The organism is Nonomuraea sediminis, assembly GCF_018531495.1.
GTDB classification, from domain to species: domain Bacteria; phylum Actinomycetota; class Actinomycetes; order Streptosporangiales; family Streptosporangiaceae; genus Nonomuraea; species Nonomuraea sediminis.
The window spans coordinates 593,197-605,007 of record NZ_JAHDTI010000003.1 but is presented as its reverse complement, the minus strand read 5'-3'; the positions used below and the strand labels follow the sequence as shown (position 1 = coordinate 605,007).

Below are 11,811 nucleotides of genomic sequence, written 5' to 3'. Positions count from 1 at the left end.
GGAGGAACCGTCACGTTAGGGTCACGCGTCGGGGCACTACCGGCAGGCGGTAGCGTCAGGAGACGTGAACGGCAAGCACGTGGTCGTCGTGGGTGGCGGGATTTCCGGCCTGGCCGCAGCCTGGTTTCTGAGCCAGGGCGGTGTCAGGGTCACGGTCCTGGAGGGCAGCCCACGCATCGGGGGGAAACTGCTGGCGACCGAGGTGGCAGGGGTCCGGGTGGACGCCGGCGCGGAGGCCATGCTGGCGCGCAGGCCCGAGGGCAAGGACCTGGCCAAGGCGGTCGGGCTCGGCGACGACCTGGTGAACCCCGGCACCACCAACGCCTCCATCTACAGCAGGGGCGCGCTGCGGCCGATGCCCAAGGGGCAGGTCATGGGCGTCCCCTCGGACGTGACCGAGCTGGCCAGGAGCGGGATCATCTCGCCCGGCGGGCTGCTGAGGGTGCCGCTGGACCAGATCCTGCCCGCCACGCTGGTGCGCAGCGACGTGTCCGTGGCCGCCTACATCAGGGCCAGGGTCGGCGGCGAGGTCCTCGACAGGATGGTCGAGCCGCTGCTCGGCGGCGTGTACGCGGGCCGGGCCGACATGCTCTCGCTCGAGGCCACGATGCCCGCGATCGCCGAGGCCGCCCGCTCGGAACGCTCGCTCCTCAACGCCGCAAGGCAGATCAGCCAGGACGCGCCCAAGCAGGCGGGCCCGGTGTTCACCTCGCTCAGGAACGGGCTCGGCAGCCTCCCCGAGGCGGTCGCCACGGCCTCGGGCGCCGACATCAGGACCGGCGTGACCGTCCGCGAGCTGCGCCGCACCCAGGACGGCTGGCGCCTGGTGACGGGACCCGTGCCGCGGCCCGAGGTGATCGAGGCCGACGCCGTCGTGGTCGCCGTGCCGGCCCCCGCCGCCGCGCGGCTGCTGCAGACCGAGGTGCCCAAGGCCGCCGCCGAGCTGGCCAGGATCGAGTACGCCAGCATGGCCATCGTCACGCTCGCCTACCCGGTCGACGCATTCCCCGAACCGCCGACGGGCAGCGGCTACCTCGTCCCGCCCGTCGAGGGCCGGCCGATCAAGGCCGCCACGTTCAGCTCCGTCAAGTGGCCGCACCTGGCCAACGACCTGATCATCGTGCGCTGCTCGATCGGCAGGCTCGGCGAGGAGGCGCTGCTGCAGCGCGAGGACGGCGAGCTCGTCTCGCTGGCGATGGCCGAGCTGGGCGAGGTGATGGGGGTGCGCGGCCTGCCCGTCGACACGCGCGTCACCCGCTGGGGAGGCGGCCTCCCTCAGTACAACGTGGGCCACCTCGACCGCATCGCGCGGGTCCGCGCCGCCGTCGCGGTCCAGACGGGGCTGGCCGTCTGCGGCGCGGCCTACGACGGCCTGGGCATCCCCGCCTGCATTTCCACTGCTCGTACGGCTGCCGCCGGGATTCTGGGAGGATTGGACACATGACCGAGAACGCTGCGCGGCCCAAGGCCCGCGACCTGAACCAGGTGATCCGCTACACGATGTGGTCGGTGTTCAAGGTCGCCGAGCCGTGCCCCGGCAACCGCGAGGGCCTGGCCGACGAGGTCGAGGAACTGCTCGAGCAGGCCGCGGGCAAGGACGTGGTGACCAGGGGCCTGTACGACGTGGGCGGCTTCCGCGCCGACGCCGACTACATGTTCTGGTGGCACGCGCCCTCCTCCGACGACCTGCAGGACGTCTACGCCCGCTTCCGCCGCACCGGGCTCGGCCGCCACAGCGAGCCGGTGTGGTCGGCGATGGCGCTGCACCGCCCGGCCGAGTTCAACAAGTCGCACATTCCGGCCTTCCTGGCCGAGGAGGAGCCGCGCAACTACGTCAGCGTGTACCCGTTCGTGCGGTCGCTGGAGTGGTACCTGCTCGAGGACTCCGAGCGCCGCGCCATGCTGGCCGAGCACGGCAAGATGGCCCGCGACTACCCCGACGTGCGGGCCAACACGGTGGCCTGCTTCTCGCTCAACGACTACGAGTGGATGCTCGCCTTCGAGGCCGACGAGCTGCACCGCATCGTCGACCTGATGCGCCACCTGCGCGGCGCCGAGGCCCGCCGCCACACCCGGGTCGAGATCCCCTTCTACACCGGCCGCCGCAAGCCGGTCCAGGAGCTGGTCGCCTCCCTGCCGTGACGGAATCGGGTTGTCCGGCACGCCGTACGGGCCGCAGGATGTCACGATGAAGAAGGACCTGCATCGTTATCTGAAGGAGGGCCGCGAGGCCCTGGTGTGGAAGCTGGACGGCCTGGGCGAGTACGACGTCCGGCGCCCGCTCACCCCGACGGGGACGAACCTGCTCGGCCTGGTCAAGCACGTGGCCAGCGTCGAGGCGGGCTACCTGGGTGACACGTTCGGCCGGCCGTTCCCTGAGAAGCTGCCCTGGTTCGACGAGGACGCCGAGCCGAACGCGGACATGTGGGCCACCGCGAGCGAGTCCCGCGAGGACATCGTCGGCCTCTACCACCGGGTGTGGGTGCATTCCGACGCCACTGTCGAGGCGCTGGAGCTGGACGCGATCGGCCAGGTGCCGTGGTGGCCGGAAGAGCGCCGGCAGGTGACACTGCACCGCATCCTGGTCCACATGATCGGCGAGACCGAACGGCACGCCGGGCACGCGGACATCGTCAGGGAGCTCATCGACGGCGCCACCGGGCTCATCGCGGGCAAGGACAACATGCCCGAGGTCGACGAGATGTGGTGGAAGGCCTACCACGCGCGCCTGGAGGAGTCGGCCCGCCAGGCCGCTAGCGGGTGAGCGCGGCGGCCAGCCGCCACGATCCCAGCCCGAACAGCACCGCCGCGAACGCGAGCAGCACCCCGAGCTGAGGCAGCACGTCGGCCACGGTGCCGCCGTGCCGCAGCAGCTCGGCGAAGCCGTCCAGCGCCCAGGCGTGCGGCGTCACGTGCGCCAGCCGGCGCATGGGCTCGGAGAACAGGTCGAGCGGCAGCATCGCGCCGCCCAGCGCGGCGAGCCCGAGGCTGAGCAGCAGCCCCAGCGCGGTGGCCTGCTGCCCGGAACGTAACACGGAGCCGAGCAGCATCGCGGCGCCCCCGCCCACCAGCGAGAACGCCAGCAGCAGGGCGGCGGCGCCGAGCGGGTCGCCCCAGTGGACGCCGAACAGCAGCGCGGAGCCGGCCATGATGACCAGCCCCTGCGCCAGCGCCACCGCGACCCGCCCGGCGCCCTCGCCCAGCAGGATCCGGCCGCTCGACAGCGGCGCGGCGTACATGCGCCGCGAGATGCCCAGCCGCCTGGTCTCGATCAGCTCCGACGCCCCGGTCAGCGAGGTCAGGAACACGAACAGCAGCAGCTGCTCGCTCGCGGCCACGTCGAACCCCGTCACCGCCACGGGGATCCGCGCGGTGCCCGTGGTGGACTCCTCGATCCTCAGGCCGGGCACGGAGATGCTCCGCGCCCTGTCGGGGGTGACGCCGGCGTACTCGGCCGCCCGCAGCGGGATCGCGGCCTCCGACACGACCGCCCTGACGGCCACGCCGAGCTGCTGCCCCTGCGGCTCCCGCCGGGAGACGTACTCCAGCCCGCCGCCGGAGATCACCAGCCCGCCGGTCAGCCTGCCCCGCTCGACGTCGGAGCGCAGGTCGCCGGCGTCGTCGTAGCGCCGCACCTCGAAGCCCCGCGCCGACTCCAGCGCCCCGATGAGGAACCCGTCGCCGCTCACGCCGAGCCGCGGCTTGCCGCCGGAGCCGAACGCGATCCCGAGCACCAGGATCAGCACGATCGGGAAGACGACCACGAAGAAGATGTTCGACCGGTCACGCACCAGCCTGACCAGGTTGATCCGCACGATCGCGATCATGCCCGGGTCCACCTCCCCACCCGCAGCAGCGCCAGCCCGATGGTGACCACCCCGATGCCGGTCAGCACCAGCACGGGAACGGCCACCACGCCTAGCCCGCCGCCACCGCTCAGGTCGGCCAGCCCCTGCAGGAACCAGCGGTGCGGAGTGATCAGGCTCAACCCGGCCATGACGTCGCTCAGCTGCGGCGTGGGCAGGAACACCCCGCCGAGCACGCCAAGGAGCACGGCCACCACGGCCTCGATGTTGCCCGCCTGCTCGGCCGAGGTGGCGGCGGTGGCGACCGTGGCCATCACCCCCGTCGCCGCCAGGACCCCGGAGACGATCAGCAGGCCGACGCCCACCGGGTCGCCCCAGTGCGCCCCGAGCAGCAGCGCCGAGGCGGTCATCAGCACCGCCATCGACGCCACACCCAGCACGAAGCCGCTCAGCAGCTTGCCGAACACGATCGTGTAGCGGGGGACGGGCGCGGCCAGCAGCCGGGCCAGGGTGCCGTCGCGCCGCTCGTCCAGGATGCCGCTGAAGCCGAACTGCACGGTGAAGAACAGGAAGAACACCGCCATCCCCGCGCTGAGGCTCTCGGCCGCCGTCAGCTGCCGCCTGCCCGCGGGGACGTCACGCACGGTCAGGGGGTCGGGCGTGGCCAGCGCGGACTGAGGGTCACCCGACCCCTTGGCCGCCAGCGCCACCTGCACGTAGCGGACCTGGGCGGCGAACGTCCCGGCGACCGAGCGGGCCACGTACGAGCCGATCTGCGCGTCCACGTCGCCGATCACCTGGATCGAGGCGGGCCTGGCGCTCAGCACGGCCTGGCTCAGCCCGGGCGGCAGCACGTAGGCGGCGTCCACCTCGCCGCGCTCGACCAGCGCCCGCGCCTGCCCCGGGTCCCCCGCGGTCACCAGCGTGATCGCGCCGCCGCGCTCCAGCGGCCGCAGCGCCTGCCGGGAGAAGCTCGCCGCGACGGGCCCGCGGTCCTGGTCGGCCAGGGCGATCCTGGCCGGATGGCGCTCGTCCAGGCCGTGGAAGACCAGGCTGAAGATCGCCGCCAGCCCGAAAGGCACCACCAGCGCCAGCATGAACAGCGACCTGTCCCTGACGCGCTGGCGCAGGTCCTTGGCCAGGATCAGCAGCATCGCGCGCACGTCAGTCACGCAGCGCCTTGCCGGTCAGGTGCAGGAACACCGACTCCAGGTTCGGCTCGTGCACCTCCACCGCCCGCACCCCGTGTCCGGCCGCCGCCAGCACCTTGGGCAGCGCCGCCCTGGCGTCCTCGACCATGAGCTCCACGTGCCCCTCGCTCGCGTCGGCCCGCCGTACCTCCGGCAGCTTCTCCAGGTCCTGTACGGCTATCGCGCCGTCGACGTCCAGCGTGATGCGGTCCAGCTCGCCGACCAGGGCGACCAGCTCCCTGCGGGTGCCCTCGGCCTTGATCGTGCCCACGTCGATGACGCCGATGCGGTCGCACAGCCGCTCGGCCTCCTCCATGTAGTGCGTGGTGTACAGCACGGCCACGCCCTGGCCGGCCAGCGCGGCGACGCTCTCCAGGATCGCGTTGCGGCTCTGCGGGTCCACGCCGACCGTGGGCTCGTCCAGGATCAGCAGTGGCGGGCGGTGCAGCAGGCCCGCGGCGATGTTGAGGCGGCGCTTCATGCCGCCCGAGTACTGGCTGACCGGGTCGCCCGCCCGCTCGGCCAGGCCGACGACCTCCAGCACCTCGGCCACCCGGGTGCGGACCTCGGCGCGGCCCATGCCGTACAGGCGGGCGAAGAAGCGCAGGTTCTCGCGGGCGCTCAGGTCGGGGTAGAGGGCCAGCTCCTGCGGGACGTAGCCGATCCTGGCCTTGCCCCAGGTGCTCCTGGTGTCGTGCGTGCGACCAGCCACCAGGATCTCGCCGGAGTCCCTGGCCAGGACGCCGGCGATCATCGAGATCGTGGTGGTCTTGCCGGCGCCGTTCGGCCCGAGCAGGCCGTAGGTCTCCCCGGCGGAGATGGTGAAGCTCACGCCGTCGACGGCGACGAGGTCGCCGAACGCCTTCCTGAGGTCACGGCATATCAGGATCTCGTCCCCCTGCACCCAGACAGCTTGCTCGCGCAGCGGTACGGCGGGCAAGACCCCGAGACCCATCTTCCGCATCCATCGGATTTGATCTTTCCTGTTTGTCACAATCGGGGGAAATCGGCGTGGCACGTTCCAGGGGGCGCGGTGGCGAAGGGCCCGAGGCGGCGGGGGCGGCGCCGCAAGAAGTCACGGCGACCCTGGGGCTGGGTCCTGGCCTCGGTGTTCGCGCTGGCCGCGGCGGCTCTGGTGACCCTGGGCACGCGGCACGCCGAGCCCCGCGGAACCGGGCTGGTGTCAGGCCCGGCGCCGGCCGCGTCGCGGAGCGTGCCCCAGGCGCAGGCCGCCTCGCAGGTGCAGCAGCCCGCCGAGCAGTCGTCCAGCGACCTCCAGGCCGAAGCCGAGTCGGAGAAGCGGGCCGACGGGCCGTCCAAGGACACCGACCAGCAGGCCGCCGAGTACTTCCGCACCCACTGGGACGACAAGGCCGCCAAGCGGCTCAAGGAGATCAGGACCGTCGGCGGCTACCTGCGCCTCTACACCGACCTGCCGGAGTCGGCGCACAACTCGGCCGAGGCCATCACGCTGTGCGAGCGCGGCCTGGAGTACCTGCGCCAGGAGGGCGTCGAGGAGCCCGTCGTGTTCGTCCAGGCCGAATACGGCGACAACGGCAACCCGGTCCTGGCCAACATCATCGGCCCGTCGGACACGAACTGCCGCCTCACCGACCCCGACCCGCAGTGAACCCGGGCTCAGTCGGCCCGGTTCATCCGCAGGGAGATCGAGTTGATGCAGTAGCGGTCGTCGGTGGGCGTGGGGTAGCCCTCGCCGTGGAAGACGTGACCCAGGTGCGAGTCGCAGCGGGCACAACGCACCTCGGTGCGGACCATGCCGTGGCTGCGGTCCTCGATCAGCGTCACGGCGTCCGACTCCGACGGCTCGAAGAAGCTCGGCCAACCGCAGTGCGACTCGAACTTCCCCTCGGAGCGGAAGAGTTCGGCCCCGCAGGCTCGGCAGACGTAGACACCCTCGTCCTTGGTGTCGGTGTACTCACCGGTGAAGGGCCGCTCGGTGCCCGCCTCCCTGAGCACGTGGAACTCCTCGGGAGAGAGCTGGACCCGCCACTCAGCCTCGCTCTTGACCACCTTGTCCATGCCTCCAGCCTACGAGATCCGGCAAAAAGAGATCTCCGCAGGGGGAAGCATCCATTCTGGGGTGATTTTGCGTCTTTGTAGGCATGGGGGCGCCATAGCTCCCTGCAAAGGGGTGAGATCATCGCCGGATCGCCCGAGCGGCACAGCCCACGCCCGTGCTGGCGCCGCCGGCGGTCACACAGGCCGGCCGGGCGACGCGCCAGCGCCCGGAACGGCGCAGGGGCGCATGGTCTTGTGGTCCGGCGCGTCGAGCCCTGGTCCCGCCACCAGGAGCTCCGCCCGGACCCGCCCCGATGCGGTTATCTTGTTCGCCGCCCCACACCCGGCCGACCCGGCGCCGGAGCGGGCTTGCCTGCCGTACAAGAGGATGATCTTGGGGGCGGGGTAGGTTCGGGGGCATGGCATCGCCGTACATAGAGCTGGAAGTGGGGGAGAGGACCGTCAAGGTCACCAACCCCGACAAGGTGTACTTTCCTGGGATCGGCGCCACCAAGCGTGACCTGGTCGAGTACTACGTGGCCGTCGGGGACGGGGCGCTGCGGGCGCTGAAGGACCGGCCGACCAACCTCAAGCGCCACCCCGACGGCGTGCAGACCGAGGCGATCTACCAGAAGCGGATGCCGCCCAAGCATCCCGAGTGGCTGCAGACGGTGACCGTCACGTTCCCGAGCGGGCGCAAGGCCGACTCGCTGCGCGTGACCGAGGTGGCCGCGATCGCCTACTGCGCCAACCTGGGCACCATCGACTTCCACCCGTGGCAGGTGCGCGCCGCCGACGTGGAGCACCCCGACGAACTGCGCATCGACATCGACCCGCACCCGGACACGCCCTTCGGCAACGCGCGCAGGACCGCGTTCCTGGCCAGGGAGGTGCTTTCCGACGCGGGCCTGGAGGGCTTCGTCAAGACCTCCGGCAACCGCGGCGTGCACATCGCGGTGCGGATCGAGCCGCGCTGGGACTTCGTCGAGGTACGGCACGCGGGCATCGCGCTGGCGCGGGCCATCGAGGCCAAGGACCCCGAGCTGGTCACCACGGCGTGGTGGAAGGAGGAGCGGGGCGAGCGGGTGTTCATCGACTACAACCAGAACGCCCGCGACCGCACCGTGGTCAGCGCCTACTCCATCCGCGCCAAGCCGGAGGCGCCCGTCTCGACGCCGCTGACGTGGGAGGAGCTGGAGGACGCCGACCCGCGCGACTTCGACATCCGCACCGTGCCCGCCCGCTTCGCGCGACTGGGCGACGTGCACGCCGCGATCGACGACCACGCCTACTCGCTGGACACCCTGCTGGAGTGGTACGAGAAGGACGATCGCGGCGACATGCCCTACCCCCCGAACTATCCGAAGATGCCGGGCGAGCCGAAGCGGGTCCAACCCTCCAAAGCCAGGGAGTAGTCAACTGGTTTCGCTTTGGTCACATTACTTGACGCTCGGTCCAATAGTTCGCAAGGCTCTCTTCCTACCTCGGGCGCGACAAACCGATTCGGGAGCCTGGCTATGGCAAGAGCGCGACGACTGGCAGCCGCAGGAGCATTGACGGCCTTCGTGGTGGGCGGGCTGAGCATCGGCATCGGCACGGCCAGCGCACAGGCGGCCGACGACTCCTGCCTGCTGCCGCTGCTGCCGTGCGACACCCAGGACAACCGGGGGCTGCCGCTGCCGGACCTGAAGCTGCCCAACCCGCTGGACAGCACCCCCGGCGGCACGCCCGCGCCGCAGGACTCCTGGTCGCAGGGCCCCGAGGGCCCGCCGCAGGGGCACAAGCCGGAAGACCACCCGTGGAAGCCGGTCGACGAGGACGAGCACCAGGTGCCGCAGGGCCACCCGGAGACCGGCGGCGGCTGGCTGGCGGAAGGCAGGACCGTCTGGCCGTTCACCGTGGGCGGCACGGCACTGCTGGCCGGCGCCGGGCTGACCGGCTTCGCCATGCGGCGCAGGAAAGCGTAGTTGGGCCAGAAACTGATCCTGGCCGGGGCCGGCGCGGTGTCGCTGGCCGGGGTCTCGCTCATCCTCATGGGCGTCACCGGCATCATCGGCGGCGGCGGTGATGAGCCGCCCGAGCCGCCGCCCATGACCCAGCGGGCGGCCCCCACGCTGAACCTGCCCAAGAACCTGCGCCTGGCCCACGTGTCCGCGCCCATGACCGCCGCCCAGCCCTACGCCGTCTACATCCCGTCGATCGGGGTGGCCGCGCCGCTCATGGAGCTGGGCCTGGACGCGAACGGCGCCATCCAGAACCCGCCGTTCTCACCCTCGAACCTGGCCGGCTGGTACCGCTACGGCCCCGTGCCCGGCCAGCGCGGCGCCGCCGTGATCACCGGGCACCTGGACACCAAGAGCGGGCCCGCCGTCTTCGAGTACCTGCACAACGTCAAGCGCGGCGCCCAGATCCAGGTGCTGCGTGCCGACCGCTCAGTCGCCGTCTTCGTGGTCGACAAGGTCGAGCACACCGCCAAGACCGCCTTCCCCACCAGGAAGGTGTACGGCAAGCTGTCCTACCCCGGCCTGCGGGTGATCACCTGCGGCGGCAGCTTCGACCCGGCGGCGCACAGCTACCGGGAGAACACCATCGTCTACGCGCACCTGGCCGCCCCGGTCCACCTCAAGGGCTGATCACGGGTCACGCGGCAGGCCGAGCGCCCGCTCGGCGATGATGTTGAGCTGGACCTCGCTGGTGCCCCCGCCGATGGTGAAGGCGCGGGTGGTGAGGATCATCCGGTTCCAGTACTTGTCCGCGGGCGCGAGCGACCAGCAGAACTCCGAGATCGCCTGGGCGTGGCGCATGCCGAGCAGCTTGCGGACGCTGGCCGCCGGTCCGGGATCGGCGCCCGCCAGCTGTGACAGCGTGACGCGCAGCCCCAGCGCGGAGATGGCCTGCCCCTCGGCCCAGTAGCGTCCTGCCTGCTCGCGCTGCGCAGGGCTGATGTCCTGAATTTTCTGGATCAGTCCGATCATGTCGGTGTGCTGGGACCCGGGTCCCCACGAGTCGCCGAGCGCCACCCGCTCGTGGGAGAGCGTGTCGCGGGCCACCTTCCAGCCTCGGTCCACCTCGCCCACCACGAGGTCGTCGGGGACGAACACGTCGTCGAGGAAGACCTCGTTGAAGATCTCCTCCCCGTTGATCTCCTTCAGCGGCCTGACGGTCACGCCCGGCCCCTTCATGTCCACCAGGAAGTAGGTGATGCCCTCGTGCTTGGGCCTGTCGGGGCTGGTCCTGGCCAGGCAGATGCCCCAGTGCGCGTACTGGGCCAGCGACGTCCAGATCTTCTGACCGCTGATCGACCAGCCGCCCTCCACCCTGGTCGCCTTGGTCGCCAGCCCGGCCAGGTCCGAGCCCGCGCCTGGTTCGCTGAACAGCTGGCACCACACGATCTCGCCGGTGAACGTCCTGGGCAGGAAGCGCTCCTGCTGCTCCGGCGTGCCGTACTTGACGATCGAGGGGACCGCCCAGGCGGCGATGCCCAGGTTGGGGCGCTTGAGCTCGCGGAACTCCTGGTGGATCACGTACTGCTCGAGCGGCGAGGCCGCCCGGCCCCACGGCTCGGGCAGATACGGCATGAGCCAGCCCTCCCTGGCGAAGCGGCCCAGCCTGGCCGGCGGCTCCTCGGCGGCCAGCGCCGCGGCGTGCGCGCGGATCTCGTCCCTGATGCCCGCGGCCTCGGCCGGCAGGTCGGGCTCCATATCCCTGCGCACGCCGGCCAGCGCCAGCCGCGTCACCTCGGCGGCCCACGCGCCGGGGTCGCCCGCCAGCATCCGGTCGCTCAGCGCCCGCCGGTAGTAGCGGTGGGCCTCGTGCTCGAAGGTGTAGCCGATCCCGCCGAGCACCTGGATCGCGTCCTGCGCGCACCCCACGGCCGCGTCGGGACCGAGCACCGCGGCCACCGCCGCGGCCAGCCGTACCTCGTCCGCGGGCTCGATGGCGCCCTCGATGGCGCTCTCGTGGGCGTCGAGTGCGCGGGCCGCGTCCCACACCGCGGCGCGGGCCTGCTCCAGGCGCACCAGCGCGGTGGCGAGGCGGTGCTTGACGCCCTGGAACTGGCCGATCGGGCGGCCGAACTGCTCGCGCACCTTGGCGTAGTCCGTCGCGGTCTCGACAGCCCAGGCGGCCAGCCCGCACGCCTCGGCTCCCAGCAGGACGGCGGCCAGTTCGCGCACCGGCACCGGCCCCAGCACCCGCTCGTCCGGCACGGTCCTGACCCGCACCGAGCACAGCGCCCGGTCCAGATCGACGCCCTCGACGGGTTCCGCCTCGACGTCGCCCTTGTCGAGCAGGGCCCACCCGCCGTCCACGGGCACCAGGAACAGGTCGGCCTCGTGGCTCCCGAGCGCGACGGGGCCGAGCGCGACGGCCGCGGTGAGCGCGCCACCGGCCAGGCCCCGCACGACGTCCTGTGGGAGCGGCTCGCCGGACGGCCAGGTGACCGCGGCGGAGGCGATGACCGCCGGCAGGTGGGGACCTGACACGCGGCGCTCGCCCAGCACCTCCAGCGCCACGCAAAGCTCAAGCAGGCCGTGTCCCTCACCGTCGTACTTCTCCGGCACGTGCAGTCCGAAGATGTCCACCTCGCCGCGCGCCGCCCGCCCGCGCACGGATTCGGACAGCGTCCTGTGCTCCCAGGACAACCCGATACCCATGAAGAGACCCTAGAACGATATTCGGGTTATCTCCAGGGGTGGGGCCGTCGTCGTGGGGCCGGTGATTTCATAGTAGGTTCAGCCGGGAAATATCCAATTAAAGCGGTCGCTGATATTTGGCTGGCCGATTCGGGGGCTTTT

Annotated in this window: 12 protein-coding genes; 7 read left to right on the top strand and 5 right to left on the bottom strand. The window is 71.6% G+C overall.

Annotation, left to right across the window (positions count from 1 at the left end; all coding sequences use genetic code 11):
- Positions 1–64 precede the first annotated feature (64 nt).
- From hemG to KIK09_RS16920, 3 genes are read left to right on the top strand one after another with little or no spacing between them, the layout of a single operon-like run.
- Complete coding sequence (gene hemG, locus KIK09_RS16930; protein WP_214320166.1) at positions 65–1,444, top strand: protoporphyrinogen oxidase; 1,380 nt, start codon at positions 65–67, stop codon at positions 1,442–1,444.
- Positions 1,441–2,142, top strand: a complete 702-nt coding sequence (gene hemQ / locus KIK09_RS16925; RefSeq protein WP_214320165.1) for a hydrogen peroxide-dependent heme synthase — start codon at positions 1,441–1,443, stop codon at positions 2,140–2,142. Before hemG ends, hemQ begins: the two co-directional genes overlap by 4 nt.
- Positions 2,143–2,188: 46 nt before the next feature.
- Positions 2,189–2,764, top strand: a complete 576-nt coding sequence (locus KIK09_RS16920; protein WP_214320164.1) for a DinB family protein — start codon at positions 2,189–2,191, stop codon at positions 2,762–2,764.
- Here KIK09_RS16920 and KIK09_RS16915 read toward each other — a convergent pair.
- Genes KIK09_RS16915 through KIK09_RS16905 form a run of 3 tightly spaced genes read right to left on the bottom strand, consistent with a single transcriptional unit; the run spans position 2,754 to position 5,951 of the window.
- Positions 2,754–3,827 carry an ABC transporter permease gene (locus tag KIK09_RS16915; protein ID WP_214320163.1) on the bottom strand — a complete coding sequence of 358 codons (1,074 nt, stop codon included), beginning with the start codon at positions 3,825–3,827 and terminating at the stop codon, positions 2,754–2,756. The two genes, KIK09_RS16920 and KIK09_RS16915, sit on opposite strands and share 11 nt — an antisense overlap.
- Positions 3,824–4,978 carry an ABC transporter permease gene (locus KIK09_RS16910; protein ID WP_214320162.1) on the bottom strand — a complete coding sequence of 385 codons (1,155 nt, stop codon included), beginning with the start codon at positions 4,976–4,978 and terminating at the stop codon, positions 3,824–3,826. The genes KIK09_RS16915 and KIK09_RS16910 overlap by 4 nt, the downstream gene beginning before the upstream one ends.
- Positions 4,971–5,951: an ABC transporter ATP-binding protein gene (locus KIK09_RS16905; protein ID WP_250573214.1), complete on the bottom strand. Its 981-nt coding sequence runs from the start codon at positions 5,949–5,951 to the stop codon at positions 4,971–4,973. Before KIK09_RS16905 ends, KIK09_RS16910 begins: the two co-directional genes overlap by 8 nt.
- 78 nt (positions 5,952–6,029) lie before the next feature.
- Between KIK09_RS16905 and KIK09_RS16900 the strand changes: the two genes are divergently transcribed.
- Positions 6,030–6,626 carry a hypothetical protein gene (locus KIK09_RS16900; RefSeq protein ID WP_214320161.1) on the top strand — a complete coding sequence of 199 codons (597 nt, stop codon included), beginning with the start codon at positions 6,030–6,032 and terminating at the stop codon, positions 6,624–6,626.
- 8 nt (positions 6,627–6,634) lie between these two features.
- Here the strand turns inward: KIK09_RS16900 and msrB are convergent, their stop codons facing one another.
- Positions 6,635–7,036 (bottom strand): peptide-methionine (R)-S-oxide reductase MsrB, encoded by a 402-nt coding sequence (msrB, locus tag KIK09_RS16895; protein ID WP_214320160.1) that lies wholly within the window; start codon positions 7,034–7,036, stop codon positions 6,635–6,637.
- A 398-nt stretch (positions 7,037–7,434) separates the two neighbouring features.
- On the opposite strand from msrB, the gene ligD reads away from it, so the two are divergent.
- The 3 genes from ligD to KIK09_RS16880 all read left to right on the top strand — a co-directional run bounded on the left by ligD (position 7,435) and on the right by KIK09_RS16880 (position 9,648).
- Positions 7,435–8,430 carry a non-homologous end-joining DNA ligase gene (gene ligD / locus KIK09_RS16890; protein WP_214320159.1) on the top strand — a complete coding sequence of 332 codons (996 nt, stop codon included), beginning with the start codon at positions 7,435–7,437 and terminating at the stop codon, positions 8,428–8,430.
- 102 nt (positions 8,431–8,532) lie between these two features.
- Positions 8,533–8,982 carry a hypothetical protein gene (locus tag KIK09_RS16885; RefSeq protein WP_214320158.1) on the top strand — a complete coding sequence of 150 codons (450 nt, stop codon included), beginning with the start codon at positions 8,533–8,535 and terminating at the stop codon, positions 8,980–8,982.
- Entirely contained in the window at positions 8,983–9,648 is a 666-nt protein-coding gene (locus KIK09_RS16880; protein ID WP_214320157.1) for a class F sortase, read from the top strand.
- Here KIK09_RS16880 and KIK09_RS16875 read toward each other — a convergent pair whose 3' ends face one another.
- On the bottom strand, positions 9,649–11,670 hold the full coding sequence (locus KIK09_RS16875; RefSeq protein ID WP_214320156.1) for an acyl-CoA dehydrogenase family protein: 2,022 nt from the start codon (positions 11,668–11,670) through the stop codon (positions 9,649–9,651). It lies immediately after the preceding gene.
- Between the last annotated feature and the right edge of the window lie 141 nt (positions 11,671–11,811).